We start from the raw sequence: 16,353 nt of genomic DNA, 5'->3' as shown, positions 1-16,353 counted from the left end.
ATGAAGAACATCATCACTTCCAAGTCAGCTGCTCCCATCGGAATCTCTCGTCGTGACGCGCTGCGTACGACCGGCCTTGCGATAGCTTTCGTCTGGACGGGTGGGGCCAGCAAGGCGGCTCTCGCAGGCATCAATCCTCGCCATCAGCCCGAGGACGCCGCGGCCGCAGCACTGGACGGCGCGCCGGCGTTTGCGCCCAACGCCTTCATCCGCATCGACACCGATGGGACGGTCAGACTCGTTATGCCCACGGTCGAGATGGGCCAGGCGATTTACACCGGCTCAGCCATGCTGTTGGCGGAAGAACTGGGCGTTGATATGGACCAGATCAAGGTCGAACACGCTCCACCCAACGAGAAGCTCTACGCGCAACCAATCCTTTTTGGCCAGATCACCGGAGGCTCAACCAGCACACGGGCAACCTTCCGAGTGCTGCGCGAGGCCGGCGCTGTCGCCCGGACGCTGCTCGTTGGCGCAGCAGCCGCCGCGTGGAAGGTCGACCCTGGGACCTGTACGGTCAAACGCGGTCAGGTGCTGCATCCAGCAACTGGTCGCTCGGTCGGATTCGGATCCATCGCCGCGGCCGCGGCGAAGCTGCCCATGCCCGAAAGCGTGAAGCTGAAAGACCCGAAGGACTTTCAGCTGATCGGACGACCGCTGCGACGAGTTGATTCCGTTGGGAAGGTCAACGGCTCGACGCCGTTCGCCATCGACACTTGCCTGCCTGGCATGAAGGTCGCTACTGTCATGGCGTCGCCGACGCTTGGCGGCACGTTGGTATCTGTCAATGACTCGGTGGCAAGGTCGATCCCTGGCTATGTCGACTTCGTCAAGATTGGCAACGCGGTGGCCACGATCGGGGAGCACTACTGGGCGGCAAAGCGTGCCTTGGACGTTCTGAAGATTGTCTGGAACAGGGGCTCGAACGCCACTCTGACGACCAAGAAACTGCGCGAGGCCATCGCCAAGACTTCCGAGACGGGCAAATCCATCGTTGCCCGAGAGGTGGGTAGCAAGCCAACAGGCACGACCGTTGAGGCTCTCTATCAGCTGCCGATGCTAGCGCATGCACCCATGGAGCCCATGAACACGACGGTTCACGTAACACCGCAAAAGTGCGAAATCTGGGTCGGTACGCAGCTTCCAACGCGGTCCGTTTCTTTAGCCGCAAAAATTTGCGGGCTCCCCGAGGAGAAGGTTGTCCTTCACAACCAGTATCTTGGTGGCAGCTTCGGCCGGCGGCTGGAGACCGACTTTGTCGAACAAGCAGTCGCCTTCGCGAAACAGGTGCCCTATCCGCTGAAAGTGGTTTGGTCGCGCGAGGAAGACATCCGCCAGGACATCGTTCGCCCGATGTACCACGACAAGGTGTCTGCCGTCGTCGACGCGGACGGAAAGCTCGTGTGGTTCGGCGATCGCATCTGCGGCGGCAGCGTCCTTGACCGCTGGCTGCCGGTTGCCTTGCGCAAGGACGGACTTGACGCGGACGCCACCGAGTGCGCAGACACCCTGCCCTACGATGTCGAGAATCTGAAAGTCGAGTGGGTTCGATACGTTGTTCCGGCCGGTATGCGAGTCGGCTGGTGGCGTGGTGTGGGACCGAACCACAACCTGTACGTCGTCGAGAGCTTCATCGACGAGCTGGCACACCGTGCTAAGAAGGACCCGGTCGAGTATCGGCGGGCAATGCTTCGGAAGAACCCGCGCATGCTCGCAGTTCTTGACCTGGCGGTGACCAAGAGCGGCTGGGGCAAGGCCACCCTGCCCGCTCGCGTGGGTCGCGGTATTGCCATCGGCGACGCATTCGGCACCAAGGTCTGCGCTGTGGTGGAGGTAGAGGTATCGCCACAGGGGGAAGTCAAGCTGCGCAAGGCGACCGTGGCTATCGATTGCGGCCTGATCGTGAACATAGGGTCGGTGGAAGCTCAAGTCCAGGGCGGCCTGCTCTTTGGCTTGAGCGCGGCCTTGTTCAACAACGCTACGTTGGAGAACGGTGCCATCCAACAAAGCAACTTCCACGACTATCGGACGCTTCGCATCAACGAGACCCCCATCGTCTCGGTGCACACCGTGAAGAGCGAAGAGTCGCCAGGCGGCCTTGGCGAGGTCGGCACAGCGATCGCCGCTCCCGCCCTCAACAACGCCATCTTCGCTGCCACCGGGGTTCGACTGAGAGAGCTTCCGGTCGACCGAGCGCTGCTGGCTCAAGGGAAGGAAGTTTTCAAGAGTGCGGTTGGCCTGCGGAATGACGCCGATGCCAACGAAGGAGCTCAAGCATGAAGCGCGTCGCCTCCTTGGTCGTCGCTGTCGCGGTGCTCGGCGTCGCGGGGTATGCATACCTGAACCGTGTCGATCCGAACGACGGGACTGCACCACTCATCGCCGGAGCGCCGGCGGATGCACCTCTACTGGTGCGCGGCGAGTACCTCGCAAAGGCAGCGGACTGCGTCGCCTGCCACACAGCCAAAGGCGGCGGGACGCCGTTCGCCGGCGGGTTGGCGTTCTCACTTCCCTTCGGCAAGCTATACGCGCCGAACATCACGCCGGACGTGAAGACCGGCATCGGCGCTTGGACCGACGATCAGTTCGTCAAGGCGATTCACGACGGTGTTCGCGCAGATGGCCAACGTCTGTATCCGGCGTTCCCCTACACCTCGTACACCCAACTGAGCCGTGCCGACATCCTTGCCATCAAGGCCTACTTGTTCAGCCTGACGCCCGTCGAGCAGAAGAACAAGGAGCCGGAGCTGATGTTCCCGTTCAACCAACGGTGGGCGATGGGCTTCTGGAACGCCGTGTTTTTCAAGAACGAACGGTTCCAGCCCAACCCCGAGAAATCGACGCAATGGAACACCGGCGCTTACATGGCCGTCGCCTTGGCCCACTGTGCGGAGTGCCATACGCCTCGCAACATCGGCTTCGCTCTGAACAAGAGCAACAACATGGCCGGTGAGGTCATCCAGGGCTGGAAGGCTCCCAACATAACCTCGGACCCGAAGCACGGTCTTGGAAGCTGGAGCAATCAGGAGATTGCGGACTACCTGATGAAGGGTCACGCTCAGGGTCGCGGATCGGCCGCCGGTCCGATGGCGGAGGCTGTCGAGAATAGCCTGCAGTACATGAATCGTCAGGACATCGACGCGCTGATTACCTACCTGCGAGATGTGCCGGCACGGGAAGGAAAGTCGCCGACGACCATCGACCCACGGCCACCGCTCGCCACGACGGCAACGGCCTTTGCGCCTGCGAGCAGCACGGTTCCCGAGCATGAACTTGGCATGCGACTGTTCTCCTCGGCCTGCGCAAGCTGCCATCAGTGGAACGGCGTTGGCCAGCAGACCGCCCACGCATCCCTGCTCGGCGCTCGCAGCGTCAACGATCCGGAGGGCACGAACGTGATGCAAATCGTGCTGGAGGGCGTCAACGTCCACGTTCAAGGCAAGGCCGTCTACATGCCAGCGTTTGGCCACGCGTACTCGGATACCGAGATCGCAGCCGTGTCCAACTTCGTGATTCAGCAGTACGGCAACAAGAAGGGGCTGGTCACGCCCAAGGACGTCGCCGAACAGCGGAAGAAGTCCGAATAACGCTTGGAGGCAGGCATGTCTGACAGCAGCACAAAAAAGCCCTCCTCGACACCGCAGCTCTCGCGCCGCAGCATGCTCGCTCAGAGCGCCGCGTCTGCAGCGGGAGCACTTGCCCTACCTGCGCTGGCAGCTGGCGAAGCTCCTGGAATCTCCGCGGCAGCCACTCCCAACTCCTCAGGAGGAAAGTCGATGTCATACAACTTTGCGACCATCAAGACTCGCCTGGAAGCAGGCGTCCTCTTCGCTCAGATCGACAACCCGCCTCTTAACCTGGTCGGGCCGGAGCTAGTTCGAGATCTGGTCGACCTGCTCAACACCCTGGAGCAGGACATCGAGGTTCACGTGGTGGTGTTCTCGAGCGCGGACAAGCAGTACTTCATCCCCCACGTGGACATCGCGAAGGTGGCCGAATACACAAAGCAAACGGCGCGCATCCCGGGAGCGGCCAGCGGCTCGCTGGGTGGGCTTTTCCGCCGCCTGAGTGAGACACGTCAGATCACGATCGCGCAGGTCGAGGGCTTCGCACGTGGGGCCGGCAGCGAGTTCGCGCTGGCCTGCGACATGCGCTTTGCAGCCCGCGAGTCCGCCGTCTTCTGCCAGATCGAGGCCGGTTTCGGTGCCGTTCCCGGTGCCGGAGCCATCCAGCATCTCACCAGGCTCATGGGCCGCGGACGCGCGCTCGAGGCGATTCTCTCCTCCAACGACTTCGACGCTGACTTGGCGGAGCGCTACGGCTGGATCAATCGCGCGCTGCCGCAAGCCGAGCTCGCACCATTCGTCGAGCGCCTTGCACTGCGCATCGCAAAGTTCCCGCCGGCGGGCCTGGTTGCCAACAAGCGACGCGTCAACGACATCGCGTTGCCTCCTCTGGCCGACGTCCGCAATGACGGCGCGCTGTTCCAGTCGACCATCCGAGAACCACGAGCTCAGGCCCGGACGAAGGAGCTTCTGGAAGGCGGAATGCAGACTCGAGGCGACCTTGAGCGAAACTTCGCGGATGCGCTAGGTAAGCTGAAGAGCTGAATTTGAGAGGAATGCTGGCAGAGCGCCTCCTCGTCCCCCGGTCCACCCGGTGCCACCTTCATCTGGCGCCGACCACAGCCCGGTCTGCTCGGATCACTCAGACTGCTCGCCCGGGGGTTGACGCACGTCCACCAGTTTTTTCTCAATCAGTACCTGCGAAAGCTCCGGGGGGAACATCAGCTCTGCAGTCAACCCGCTCCGTTCGAAAGAGAGCGTCCCTTCCAACACCCCGTCCAGCTGCTTGCTGGGCCTGGTCCGAGGGTCTAGGGTTCTAACCTGCGCAGCCAAAGCTTCGATCCAGTCCGATGCAGGTTTCGTGGCGTCCACGACAACGAACAGCTTCGAAAGCAGAAGCTGCACCAGATCGGACGGTCCCCTCAAGCTCAGCGATACGATCAGATCGCCTTGCGGCCAGCTCAAGCAAAGTGCAATGCTCTTGAGTCCGAGAGAGGCCACGTCGACGGCTAGCGCTTCGCTCAAGTCGCGAACGAACGCGTGCATGGTTCCCGGGAAACGTTCGGACGCCCCAAACTTCAACGGGACTAGCTGAAGTCGATCGTCCGGGACCTGTATGGAGGCCACCGCGGCGAGGTTCTTACGGGCACGTAGAAGCTTGTCAACCGCCCCGAATCCGACCTCCATGACCTGGACGATGTGTATCCCGTCAGCAAGTACAACTGGTCGCAGCCCAAGCTCGAGCTGCTTCATGGGGCACCCCGGATTCAACCAGATGAAGGCGCTCAATGCATCCTCGGCCGCAGCGGCATCTGCTTGAGCATCGCCCTTCGCGATCTGCTCCGCGACAACATCTCGCTCATCCTCCAATCCGTCGGTTTGGGCGCCCAGGTACTCCGGAACCAACGGATTCCCCTTGAAGTAGTCGCTGAGCAGACGCTTCCATTGGTCCACGCCCAAGATCCCATCGAAGCGAAATAGCTTCGTGTACTCCGAGTGTTTTCCTGCTCGGTCGATGTTGAGGTCGATCCGCTCGAGGTACCGTTCCACAGGGTAGGCACGGATCGCGCCGTCGAAGTGTGTGATGCACCGGTCTTCAAGCGAGTACTCGGCGTGAGCGTAGCGACACCCATACCGCTCCCCGGGCAGCCCTGACGACGGAATGTCTCTTAACTCCTCCAACTCCAAGGTACGGAAGCTCCTAGCCCCCTCACCGCTCGATCGAGTCTCAGGCGGTTTCCACCACACGTGGGTCTTGTCGACACCTTCGTAGTCCCTTGTACCCTCATCCGCTTTGTGCTCGGCAACGCCGCTCGGAATTGACGCGATGTCGTCGGAATAGCGCGGCCCATGCCAATACTCGAACTCCAGGAGCTCTTTGACTTCATCAGGATGGCCAACGCGGTCAGGATCCAAGCGAAGCCTTGCTCGCAATTTCACATCCTTAGCAGCCTTAGAGAAGCTCCTGAGGAAGTAGTCGTTGAGCTTGTTGACGTGTGCCTGGCCCCTCCTAAAATATCTATGGGCGAACAGCACTAGCTGCCGCTTCTCATCGACAAAGACGCCGGGCGACCGCACTTTGCAGCGCGTGAGCAGATAGGAATAGTCGACCAAACCGTCCTTGTCGACATGCTCGCTGGAAGGATCGAAAAGATCCGGATAGAGCCTAGCGGCCAGCCCGTCACGGATAGCCACGGCTGTCTCGACACGGAGATGCACTGTGTCCTGCTCATCCAGCACCTCCGGAACCACGCGCTCTGCCAATTCCTTTCGAAGACGTTCCGATCCGTCGGTGTGATGGCACTCCCAATAACGTCGTATGAATTCCGCCAGCTCCGCCCGTTCGGCCTCGGTCTCAGCCTGCTGGATGAGTCCAACTACCCGAACCATGGCGCCATCTATGAAGTGGCCAAGCGTAGCGCTCCAACCTGCAGGTCTGGTCAAGTCATGCTGCAAATTGACAGGCATCCCTCTCATCAGGCCGTGCTTCATCACGTGGACGAGATGACTTTCTTCCGCCTCCATCAAGGCGGAAGCCGGCACGCGCATCTTGGCGCGATTGACTTGGTCGGAATTGAAAATCTGCAGGCTTCTTTTTGGCATCAGTGACCTCCCAAGGTCAATTCTGCACGGGCTTCACTCCAAGAACATATATCCGCCTCCCAGCACGCCGCGGCCCCCCCGTGGCTACCAGCGCGGGGCTCGCGGCACCATCAAGTACGAAGGGGCTGGCCGCCTTGGCGAACCAGCCCCTTCCAAGTAGACAGCTACGAGGTGGCCTGTCAGTTCAGGAAGTCCTTCAAATACTTCAGAACGATCTCGGGCTTCTCCTCCGCCACAAAGTGGCCACTGCCCTCAACACGGAAAGTCTGGGAACCAGGCGCACGCTCATTAAGCGTTGCCTTCAGCCGCGGATAGCCTGGGCCACCCAGGCCAAGGACCGGCATCTTCAAAGGACCATAGTTCGCGTCATCGGCGATGTCCTGCTCAAACGCCTGGTACCAACCGTTGCTGGCACGGATGGCATCCTTGCTTCCGTAGGCAGCCGCATACACGGCGCGATCGCGCTTATCGATTGCGGCTTCGTTCTTCAGCATGTAGCGGAAGAACCATTCGTGCTCTAGGTGGGCCCTACCCTCGAGCAGCTCCTCCGGCAGCCCCTTGACCTGATGGAACGCGAACCACCAGAGGTACGGATGGTTCTCATCAATCTTGTCGTTGAAGGTGCCCGGGTCCGGCAGCATCGAGATCTTCATGTAGCCGGCCGAGGGGTGAGCGACGTCGAGCATCACCAGCTTTCGGGTCTGGTCCGGATGATTCGCGGCAAAGCTGAAGGCCACCATCGCACCAATGTCGTGGCCAATCACATCCACCTGTGAAAGCCCCAGCTTCGTCACCAACTCAGACATGTCCTTGGCCATGTTCTTCTTGTCGAAACCGCCGCTGGTCTTCTCGGACTGGCCCATACCGCGAAGGTCCGCAACGATCACGCGGTGGGACTTGGCCAGCTCAGGCATGATTTTGTGATACGACCACCAGGTGACGGGCCATCCGGGCAGCATCAGCACCGCAGGTCCTTCTCCTCCAACGACGTAGTGGATGCGAGCTCCATTCACCGTGGCGAATTCGCTCCTGAAGCCAGGCAACGTTTTGAGAAGCTCTGCATCCGAGACCGCGAGCTGCGCGGAGCTTCCACGCGGATTCCCCTTGTGCGGCACGTCGGCTGCCGATGCAGCGAAGGCAACCAAGGCGAAGGAGATCGCTGTGAGGGTGGTCTTTAGATTCATGAAGTGTGGAGTTGCTTGAACCACTCGACCACGGCAACCTTTGCCTTTGGAGCGAGTGGCATTCGTAGACACCCGGCGCACCGATCGGCGCGGCGGCCTTGAACTTCATGATAGGAAGTGGCTAAGTGCGGAACAACCATACAGAAGTCTGATCCGCAACCTCCATCCAAGACCTCGCTAGTACATCTTCTGTCTGCAAGCTTCGGCGCGCGCAAGAGTCCCCCGTGCGAAAGCGAGCAAATCCGACCCAGATAGGCGCGTCGGAACAACCCTGCGTATAGTTGTCACTTCCTTTTTTATAGTGACAATCTACTGAAATTCCGTTGCGCGTGAACTTTGTCTCCGGACGGGACGCAGCGGGTCTACAGCAGTGAAGTTGGAGTTGTTGATGAATTTTTCTCGTCGCCGGTTCGGCGGTCACGTCACAGGCGCGGCAGTTGGTGCCGCTTTGGCCGCTTGCGGTGCGGAAGGCTCTGACGGGTCCACTTCCAAGCGAGCGGTGGTCCTCGTTCACGGGTCCTGGTTCGGCGGCTGGTCCTACGCCCAGCTCATCCCATTGCTGGCAGCCAAAGGCATCACGGCCGTCGCGCCGGATCTGCCAGGCCATGGCCTGACCGCAAAGTTCCCGACTAGCTTCGGCCAACGGCCGCTGAACGCAGGAACGTTCGCGACCGAACCTTCCCCACTGGCGTCGATTTCGCTCAGTCAGTACGTCACTGCCATCCTGCAGACGGTCGACCAGCTCACGGCTGCTGGCTTCGGACCGATCTCGTTGCTCGGCCACAGCATGGCGGGCATCCCGATCACCGCGGCGGCCGAACAATCGCCTTCGAAGATCGCCAAGCTCATCTACCTCTCGGCGTTCATGCCTGTCACCGCTGCACCCGCAGCCGTGTATCTGCAGAAGGCCGAGGCCGCAACCAGCCAGATTGGACCGCTGTTGATGGCCGACTTTGCGCAGGTGGGAGCTCTTCGGTTTGACACCAACTCCGCCGACTCAACGTACCGTCAGGGTCTGAAGAACACGTTCTGCGCCGATATCTCTGATGACGCCTTTGCGGCCGTCGCTCATTTGATGCAGCCCGATGACCCGGTTCAGGCATTTGGAACCCCGACCGGCGCCACAAGCGCAAAGTGGGGATCGGTTGCTCGGGCGTACGTCGGTTGTACTGCAGACAACGCAGTCCCTCCGGCGCTGCAGAAGCTCTTCGTTTCCGAGGCCGACACCCTGGCCCCTCAGACCAAGACGGACTTCCGGACCTTCTCCGGTAGCCACACGCCGTTCTTCTCGAACCCGTCAGGCCTTGCCGACCTGCTGGCGACGCTCATCGCTTAAGCTCCTCGTCGAATAAACAAGCGGGGGACAGAACGCAAGTTCTGTCCCCCGCTCAGTTTTGTCCAGGGCGTCGACGAACCCGCCCCGGCCCGCTGGTCGGCGCGGATTAGGCCAGCAGCGTCGCTTCCATCGTAATCTCGCACTTGAGAAGCTTGGCGATCGTGCAGTTCGTCTTGGCTCGGTTGGCGCAGTGGAGGAACATTTCCTCCGTGGCACCTGGCACCTTGGCCGAAACGATGACATGGATGCCCTTGATGGTCGGGCGGCGGTCGTCGTCATAGCCCAGGTCCACATCGACATAGGTGTCGACGGATTTGGCCTCGAGCTTGTTCATGCCGAAGTTGTTCGCCAGCGCTTGGTTGAAGCAGCCGGCGTAACCGGCGGCCAGGAACTCTTCGGGGCTGGCGCCAGGCGTTCCTTCGAATCGGCTTGAGAACGAATACGGAGCCTTGTTGACGACGCCAGAGCGAGCCGAGATGGTTCCCTCCCCGGTAATCCATGGCCCTGTCCAGGTTGCGGATGCACTTGCCTTCACAGTTGACTCCTTCGTGAGGTAGGAAAAGTGTTGGAGGCCCTCCCCGACTCACGGGTTGAGTAGCGGGGGCACCTTCAAATTCAAAACATGTTTAGTGAACGGCTTCAGTTTTGGAAGCCATACATCGGTGTGTCACTGGGAAAGTGCCACCGACCGCTTAACGGAAGTTGGTGAGGTCAGCCCTGCAACAGCGAGCGAAGCATCCACGCCACTTGCTCGTGCTCGTTCAGACGCTGCGTTGCCAAGTCGGCTGTTGGCTCGTCGTGAGCGACGCCGGCCAACACCAGGACCGCCCGAGCGGTCCGGGCGACGGTCTCGTGACCCACCAACAGGATCCGAACCATCTCCAGGGCGGGAGGCGGCGCGCTGGGGGCGTCCTTGAGGGTGCTGAGGGCGCTGAACTCGGCGTACGAGCCTGGCGCGATGTGGCCAAGGGTTCGAATTCGCTCGGCGATGGGATCCACGGCGTTCCATAGCGCGGTGTATTGCGCCTCGAACATTCCGTGGAGCGAGTTGAACATCAACCCCGTCACGTTCCAATGAAAGTTGTGCGTGGTGAGGTAGAGCGTGTAGGTGTCGGCCAAGAGTCGGGACAGGAGCTCTGCGATCGCGCTACGGTCCTCGCTGGAAAGGCCGATGTCGACCTTCGGGGTGTTAGGCGTTCCCAAGGTCGCAGTTTTTGGCTTCTTCGCTCGTTGAATCATGTAGGTATGTAGATGGGAGGGGAAAAACTGGCGGCACGGCGCTCCGCCGCAGAGAGATCTCTACTGCGACCGTGGGGCGTCCGACCGGGCGCTGAATCAGCTCAGCGTGCTCGCGGCGGACTGTCTGGCTGCCAACCGCCGCCGAGTGCTTTGAACAGATTGACGTTGGCGACCAGGATGTCCGCACGGATCTGGACCGCCTGCTGTTCCGTCAAGAACAAGGTGCGCTGAGCGTCGAGCACTTCGAGATAGGTCGAATAGCCGGCGCGGAACCGGTTCTGAGCGATCCGTAAGGCCTCTTGGGTTGACGCACGCTGGGCGTCTAGTTCCATCTGCTGTTGGCTCGTGGAGGTGACGGTCGACAGCTGATCTTCCACTTCGGAGAATGCCGTCAGGACGCTCTTCTCGTAGTTATGCAGCGCCTCTGACCGTTGGGACTTGCTTAGCTCCACCTGCGCACGGAGGCGGCCACCCTCAAAGATGGGCGCCAGCACGCTGCCGCCCAAGCTCCAGATCTTGAACGGGTCCCCCGTGTAGACCGATGACCCAGTGCCGCCCAGCGCAGCAGTCAATCGAAGTGAAGGCAGTAACTGGGCGCGCGACGCTGCAAGCTGGGCGTCGGTGGCGGCAACCAGTGCTTCGGCTGCAGCGATATCCGGGCGACGGCGCACGAACTCCGAAGGAATACCGGTCGCGGGCAAATCTGGCGAGACGAGTCGACCTAACGCCGATCCACGCTCCACCGCCCCTGGCGCGCGGCCCAGCAGAAGGCAGATTGCATGCTCAGCTCGGCTGACAGCCAGCTCCAACTGAGGCACGACCACAGCCGTTGCCCGGTACTCTGACTCTGCCTGCGCCAGCTCGAGCTTGGAGGCGTATCCGTGCGCCTGTCGCGCTTTGGCGAACGAGACTGCAGCCTCTCGCGAGTTCAAGGTATGCCGAGCCAGCAGCAGGCGTTCATCCAGCGCTAGCAGGTTGATGTAGGCTGAGGCGGTGGCCGCGGCGACGCTCAGGGCCACTGCGTCTCGTGACGCCTGGCCTGAACGCACTCTGTCCTTGGCAGCTTGCGTCAGAGAGCCGAAGCGTCCCCATACGTCCACCTCATAAGACGCCTGAAACTGCTCCTGGTGCGAGGTGGCCAGGAACGGTCGGCGAGAGACAGGGCTGACCGCGTCAGCTCGGCCACCAGTCGCGCCGACTTCCAAAGTAGGCAGCTCCGCTCCGTGCTGTACCGCGGCGAGCGCTCGTGCTTGGTTGACCCGTTCCTGCGCAATACGCAGGTCGCTGTTGCTTTCCAAGGCCTGTGCGACCAGACTGGTAAGCGTGGGATCGCCAAACGCCTTCCACCAATCTGCGCTCACTTGCTGCGCACCTCCGGGCTGGCTCCAGCTCAGCGGGGCCTTGTTCGGCAGTTCTGAGTGTTCCGAGAAAACGGCGCACCCGGCGAGGGGCACAAGCAAGAAGAGCGCGAGCTTTGCCAGCTCCCCTCTTCGATCCTCAGAAAACTGGAAGCTCATCATTTGGCTGCCGTTTGCTGAGAGGACTTGGACGTGTCGACGCGGGTGATGACAGACATGCCCGGACGCAGACGTTCGACGAGAGGTTGGTCCGGATCGAGGGCGATCCGCACGAGCAGACGCTGCGGAATCTTCGTGAAGTTGCCCGTCGCGTTGTCGGGCTTGATGACGCTGAACTCGGACCCCGTTGCGGGCGATATCCGCTCCACGGTCCCTCGCAGAGTTGCGTAGGCCAGTCCATCGACCTTCATCTGTGCGGGCTGACCGGGCGCCATGTGAGCCGTCTGCGCTTCTTTGTAGTTCGCGACAACCCAAACCTGCGAGGGGACAACCGCCAAAAGCTGCGTTCCAGGCGTCACGTATTGGCCCAGTTTGACGCCGACCTCACCGATCTGGCCGTCGCGGGGAGCCAGGACGCGCGTGTTCTCAACGTCAATTTCTGCGAGTTTGACGGCCGCCTTGGCTGCCTCCACCGCGCCAACAAGAGAGGCCCGAGTAACCTCGACGGAGCGCAGGTCTTGTTCGGCCGAGGCACGCGCGGCATGAGTCACCAACACTGCGGCATCGGCCTGCCGAGCGGTTGCCTCGGCTTGACGGAGGGCAGCGACGGTCTGATCCCGCTCCCGGACCGAGAGCGACTCATTGCCGACAAGCGCTTCAGCACGCTGCATGTCAGCCTGCGCTCGAGCGAGTTGCGCTTTGGTATTCGCTACTTGTGCCGTGGCGCTCACGACCTGCGCGCTGGCGCTGTTGAGAGCTGCTTGACGAACCAAACGCGTCTGCGGAAGGTTTGCCAGGCTCGCTAGCTGCACCGCAAGATTCCCCTTGGCAACCTCCAGCTTCTGGAGGTAGTTCTTATCGTCCAGCTGAATAAGGACATCGCCCTTCTTCACCTTCACGAAGTCCTGCACGTTGACCGAGGTCACGTAGCCGTCCACCTTAGGCGCAACGATGGTCACGCTGCCACGGACGTACGCGTCCTCGGTCAGTTCCACCGGACTCTGGAACGGGGGAATCTCCCAGACGTAGAGGATGAGCAACACCGCAGCGACGGTGGCGGCGCCGATGGCGAGCATGACGCTCAGCGGACGTGCAGTACTTTCGGACATGTTGGCTTGATCAGCGATTACGTGTTCGGCGCTTGGGGCGCGGGAGTGGCAGCCTTCGCGCCCTTGACTTCAAAGCGGACGGTCACAACCAGGAGGTAGATGAACGTGCATACGGCCAGGGCTGCTATCAGGAAGAAAACATCGTTGTAGGCACGAATGAGCGCCTCACGACTGGTCTGCTGCATCAGCGTTGCAAGCCCTGCTCCGGATCGCTGAGCCGAGTCCACCAGGGTGCCGGCATAAGCGCCGCCGCCTTGCGCTACCCGAGCTGCGACTTGGGGGTCGCTTAGGCGTAGCCACTGCGAAAGTGCGGCGAAGTGATGACTCTGGCGCTCCGCCAGAAGAGTCGTCAGCGCAGCGGAGCCCATGAGGCTGCCCATCTGATTGCAGACGGCGAAAACGGCGAAGAAACTGATCACGTTCCTCATGCCGTCCAAGATGACCGGGATAAATCCAGTCAGCAGCGCCGACATCAAGAACATGGACGTGCCGATCGCCAGTAGCGTCTGGCTGAGATACAGATCCTCTGGCCGGGTCTGTGCCGTGGACTGGGTGTCCATCCAGGCAGCAGCGAAGATGAACAGCAGCGAAACCAAGGCGGGATACCGAAACTTCAGCCAGGGGATCGCCAACAACGACAGAAGGAAGCCAGCCGCGGTCCCGAAGGTCACCCACCAGAAAAGCCCGTGCATCTGGTCGTTCGTGATGCCCAGCGAGTACATCATCGTGACGACCCCGAAAGGTTGCTCCGAGAGCACCAATCGGAACAGGATGATGGTGATGGCCAGCGTCATGACCGGAGGCGTGCATACCCATCTGAGGTCGATGAGGGGGCGCTCTCGCCTCAACTCAATCATCACGAAGATACCGAGCAGACCGATGCCTGCGGCTAGGCACCCGCCGATCCAAGGAGCGTCAGTCCACCATGCCACGCGCCCTTGTGTGAACACCACGCAAAGCAGCGCCAAAGCGGTCGCGTAGAGCGAGAAGCTCAGTGCATCGCCTTTGTTGAAAACCTTCATCAAAGGCGGCGGCGTCAGCCGCACGGCATTGATTGCCGCCAAGCACGCGCAGGCCATCGCCAGGTCAAAGAGTTGCAACCCTCGCCACGACGCGTGCTCAAGCAGGCTCTCAGAGATGATCCGCGCCAGCGGTGACCCAAACTGAAGGGCAGCAAATCCCAGTGTGATGCCATAGGGAGCAAAACGCTTGGGGAACGCCTCCAGCATGTACAAGAGCGATAGCGTGATGAGCGGTGTCGCCGCAAGCCCCAAGGCAGCTCTGGCCACGAGCGCGGACTGGAGGTCTCGCACCACCAAGTTGATCACGCTCACCAGGAGGTAGACGAAGATCCCCCACTCGGCAAACCTGCGCAGGCCGTACTGGAGGCGCATCTTCGTCAGGATCACAGCGCAGGACAGCGACGTGGCGAAGTACGCGGTGGTCAGCCAACCGCCCTCCGCAGAGGTCGCACCCAGCGCCCCTTGGATTGCCGGGTAGTTGTTGTTGACCAGGAAGACACCCAAGCCTTGGGTGAGTCCGACCAAGGCCGCCACCAGGCCGTGCGCAACCCCGCTGCCCAGTTCATACGGAACCTCGGCAGGAGCCTGACTGGGGAGCGCTGGCGCTGGCGCGGTAGTCACAGGTCCGAGCTTTTCAGTGGACCGTCAGGACGCAGAGCCGAAGCCCCGGTACGGAGCAAGCGAGTAGGTCTGTTCGATGCGAAGCAGTCCATCCTTCACGAATGGCAGCCCGGACATCAGACGCACGGCCTCACCCTCGGACGGGACTTCCAGCATCAAGAGCGCGCCACCGCCACCAGCTTTGGACCACACCTGACGCACGATGTCCTGTGCATAGAGGCTGCGGACGTAGTCGGCCTCCGCCTTCATGCGCTCTGGGGTGATCTTCTTGAGGGCATCCGCATCGATGAACCCCACCACACAAATCACTTGCATCTCGACCTCTGGATACTCATTCGTTGACTTGAGGATTTGCCGCCGCGGGTATCAGCCTGCTTCGTTGAAGCAAGCGTAAAAGGCGACAAAAGCAAAAAACCTGCAGCTCATGCTAGCTTCAGTATTTGAAGCCATATATCAGACCAAGGTGTTAATTCGCGAGTGACCTAGGCTTACCCGGACGGTCTCTTGCGTCTATCAGCATCTGCAGCAAGCGTCTACCAGACTCTTTGACTAGATGACCACGTCCAGCCTGGAACCTAGAGTTCGCAGTCTGGTCGCAGGCTGCTCGCAGTTCATGCTCGAGCAGAGCAACGCCGCTCCTACATCGTCCGCACCGGTCCTCATGCCCATCGATCCACTTCGCTTACTTGAGATTGCGACCGGCACCTTGGCAGCCGGCGTTGGAAGCGTTTGGATCGCAAACTGCGTGACCAAATTCGGCGGCACGCGGCCCCAACTGGACAGCGAAGCGCACTACCTGTTGAGCCTCGCAGCAGGCGCCCTCTTAGCAACCGCATTTCTACATCTGCTGCCGGAAGCCTTCGAGAGCAATGCGTCGCCTTCAACGCTGCTTGCACTCCACTTAGCCGGAATCCTTGCGTTCTTTGTGCTCGACAAGGCGGAGATCTGGCATCACGGGCACGAACACGCCCGTGAACTTCCCTATGCGACCGCTGGGCATACAGGCTCGAACGGGTATTTGCGCGTCAAAGGTCATGCCCATTCCCCCCAGAGCGGTCACGCACACGACAGCCCCGGCGAAGCTCGATCGAAGAGTTCTGGCGCCTGGTCCGCGCTAGTCGGCGACAGCATTCACTGCTTCAGCGACGGGCTTCTCATAGCTTCAGCGTTCATCGCGGACGTCCGACTTGGCATCGTCGCGAGCACCGCAGTCCTTGTCCACGAAGTTCCTCACCACATAGGCGACCTCATACTGGTTCGCCAGTCCAGCAGCGGACGCGGAGCGTTCATGAAAGTTGCGTGCGCAGGCTCCGTGACGCTGGTGGGCGGACTTTTTGGCTGCTGGCTCACGAGCGAGTTCTCGGCGTGGACACCCTACTTCCTGGTCCTTGCCAGCAGCAGCTTCGTGTACGTCGCCCTGTCCGATCTTCTGCCTCAGTTGCAAGTTCGGCTTACCACCAGACAGGCGGGGCTGCAGGTCGCAGCTCTGCTCGTTGGTATCGCCCTCGTGGCAGCTGTCAGTCACATCGCAGAGCCGGAGCACACAGCCTCCAATCGACACGAACATGAAGCAAGCTCGCAACCGGAGGCATCAGCGCCGGCTCACGAGACCTCCTTCCCTGCGGCGCACCTGAGCACCGCCACCCCTCCCTGACGT

13 protein-coding genes are annotated in these 16,353 nt (G+C 61.1%); 5 read left to right on the top strand and 8 right to left on the bottom strand.

From position 1 onward, the window contains the following. The 3 genes from ACQ4L4_RS04370 to ACQ4L4_RS04360 all read left to right on the top strand — a co-directional run bounded on the left by ACQ4L4_RS04370 (position 1) and on the right by ACQ4L4_RS04360 (position 4,610). Complete coding sequence (locus ACQ4L4_RS04370) at positions 1 to 2,280, top strand: molybdopterin cofactor-binding domain-containing protein (RefSeq protein ID WP_431102996.1); 2,280 nt, start codon at positions 1 to 3, stop codon at positions 2,278 to 2,280. Next, positions 2,277 to 3,587 carry a c-type cytochrome gene (locus ACQ4L4_RS04365; RefSeq protein ID WP_431102995.1) on the top strand — a complete coding sequence of 437 codons (1,311 nt, stop codon included), beginning with the start codon at positions 2,277 to 2,279 and terminating at the stop codon, positions 3,585 to 3,587. The genes ACQ4L4_RS04370 and ACQ4L4_RS04365 overlap by 4 nt, the downstream gene beginning before the upstream one ends. Positions 3,588 to 3,776: 189 nt before the next feature. Beyond that, positions 3,777 to 4,610 carry an enoyl-CoA hydratase/isomerase family protein gene (locus tag ACQ4L4_RS04360; RefSeq protein WP_431102994.1) on the top strand — a complete coding sequence of 278 codons (834 nt, stop codon included), beginning with the start codon at positions 3,777 to 3,779 and terminating at the stop codon, positions 4,608 to 4,610. A 93-nt stretch (positions 4,611 to 4,703) separates the two neighbouring features. Here ACQ4L4_RS04360 and ACQ4L4_RS04355 read toward each other — a convergent pair whose 3' ends face one another. Continuing rightward, positions 4,704 to 6,668, bottom strand: a complete 1,965-nt coding sequence (locus ACQ4L4_RS04355) for a hypothetical protein (protein ID WP_431102993.1) — start codon at positions 6,666 to 6,668, stop codon at positions 4,704 to 4,706. Between the two features lie 179 nt (positions 6,669 to 6,847). Beyond that, on the bottom strand, positions 6,848 to 7,852 hold the full coding sequence (locus tag ACQ4L4_RS04350; protein ID WP_431102992.1) for an alpha/beta fold hydrolase: 1,005 nt from the start codon (positions 7,850 to 7,852) through the stop codon (positions 6,848 to 6,850). A gap of 388 nt (positions 7,853 to 8,240) precedes the next feature. Between ACQ4L4_RS04350 and ACQ4L4_RS04345 the strand changes: the two genes are divergently transcribed. Further along, positions 8,241 to 9,188 carry an alpha/beta hydrolase gene (locus ACQ4L4_RS04345; protein ID WP_431102991.1) on the top strand — a complete coding sequence of 316 codons (948 nt, stop codon included), beginning with the start codon at positions 8,241 to 8,243 and terminating at the stop codon, positions 9,186 to 9,188. Between the two features lie 106 nt (positions 9,189 to 9,294). On the opposite strand, the gene ACQ4L4_RS04340 is transcribed toward ACQ4L4_RS04345, so the two are convergent. From ACQ4L4_RS04340 to ACQ4L4_RS04315, 6 genes are all read right to left on the bottom strand, one after another. Next, entirely contained in the window at positions 9,295 to 9,723 is a 429-nt protein-coding gene (locus ACQ4L4_RS04340) for an OsmC family peroxiredoxin (protein WP_431102990.1), read from the bottom strand. 176 nt (positions 9,724 to 9,899) lie between these two features. Continuing rightward, positions 9,900 to 10,427, bottom strand: coding sequence for a Dps family protein (locus ACQ4L4_RS04335; protein WP_431102989.1), 528 nt, complete (start codon positions 10,425 to 10,427; stop codon positions 9,900 to 9,902). A gap of 101 nt (positions 10,428 to 10,528) precedes the next feature. Next, the gene (locus tag ACQ4L4_RS04330; protein WP_431102988.1) at positions 10,529 to 11,944 is read right to left on the bottom strand and encodes an efflux transporter outer membrane subunit; all 1,416 of its coding nucleotides are present in this window, start codon (positions 11,942 to 11,944) and stop codon (positions 10,529 to 10,531) included. Beyond that, positions 11,944 to 13,053: an HlyD family secretion protein gene (locus ACQ4L4_RS04325; RefSeq protein ID WP_431102987.1), complete on the bottom strand. Its 1,110-nt coding sequence runs from the start codon at positions 13,051 to 13,053 to the stop codon at positions 11,944 to 11,946. Before ACQ4L4_RS04325 ends, ACQ4L4_RS04330 begins: the two co-directional genes overlap by 1 nt. A 17-nt stretch (positions 13,054 to 13,070) precedes the next feature. Then, positions 13,071 to 14,600, bottom strand: coding sequence for an MFS transporter (locus ACQ4L4_RS04320; RefSeq protein WP_431102986.1), 1,530 nt, complete (start codon positions 14,598 to 14,600; stop codon positions 13,071 to 13,073). 120 nt (positions 14,601 to 14,720) lie between these two features. After that, positions 14,721 to 15,011 (bottom strand): hypothetical protein, encoded by a 291-nt coding sequence (locus ACQ4L4_RS04315; protein WP_431102985.1) that lies wholly within the window; start codon positions 15,009 to 15,011, stop codon positions 14,721 to 14,723. Between the two features lie 238 nt (positions 15,012 to 15,249). Here ACQ4L4_RS04315 and ACQ4L4_RS04310 point away from each other — a divergent pair, with 238 nt between their 5' ends. Next, positions 15,250 to 16,350 (top strand): ZIP family metal transporter, encoded by a 1,101-nt coding sequence (locus tag ACQ4L4_RS04310; RefSeq protein WP_431102984.1) that lies wholly within the window; start codon positions 15,250 to 15,252, stop codon positions 16,348 to 16,350. Positions 16,351 to 16,353 lie beyond the last annotated feature (3 nt).

The organism is Roseateles noduli (genome assembly GCF_050626985.1).
GTDB lineage: Bacteria > Pseudomonadota > Gammaproteobacteria > Burkholderiales > Burkholderiaceae_C > Roseateles > Roseateles noduli_A.
This window is presented reverse-complemented; position numbering and strand designations above follow the sequence as displayed.

Excerpts from the sequence above, each read along its gene's own strand:
- ACQ4L4_RS04345 (WP_431102991.1), top strand. The coding sequence starts at position 8,241 with ATGAATTTTTCTCGTCGCCGGTTCGGCGGTCACGTCACAGGCGCGGCA.
- ACQ4L4_RS04310 (WP_431102984.1), top strand. The coding sequence starts at position 15,250 with ATGACCACGTCCAGCCTGGAACCTAGAGTTCGCAGTCTGGTCGCAGGC.
- ACQ4L4_RS04370 (WP_431102996.1), top strand. The coding sequence starts at position 1 with ATGAAGAACATCATCACTTCCAAGTCAGCTGCTCCCATCGGAATCTCT.
- ACQ4L4_RS04355 (WP_431102993.1), bottom strand. The coding sequence starts at position 6,668 with ATGCCAAAAAGAAGCCTGCAGATTTTCAATTCCGACCAAGTCAATCGC.
- ACQ4L4_RS04365 (WP_431102995.1), top strand. The coding sequence starts at position 2,277 with ATGAAGCGCGTCGCCTCCTTGGTCGTCGCTGTCGCGGTGCTCGGCGTC.
- ACQ4L4_RS04335 (WP_431102989.1), bottom strand. The coding sequence starts at position 10,427 with ATGATTCAACGAGCGAAGAAGCCAAAAACTGCGACCTTGGGAACGCCT.
- ACQ4L4_RS04325 (WP_431102987.1), bottom strand. The coding sequence starts at position 13,053 with ATGTCCGAAAGTACTGCACGTCCGCTGAGCGTCATGCTCGCCATCGGC.
- ACQ4L4_RS04350 (WP_431102992.1), bottom strand. The coding sequence starts at position 7,852 with ATGAATCTAAAGACCACCCTCACAGCGATCTCCTTCGCCTTGGTTGCC.
- ACQ4L4_RS04360 (WP_431102994.1), top strand. The coding sequence starts at position 3,777 with ATGTCATACAACTTTGCGACCATCAAGACTCGCCTGGAAGCAGGCGTC.
- ACQ4L4_RS04315 (WP_431102985.1), bottom strand. The coding sequence starts at position 15,011 with ATGCAAGTGATTTGTGTGGTGGGGTTCATCGATGCGGATGCCCTCAAG.
- ACQ4L4_RS04330 (WP_431102988.1), bottom strand. The coding sequence starts at position 11,944 with ATGAGCTTCCAGTTTTCTGAGGATCGAAGAGGGGAGCTGGCAAAGCTC.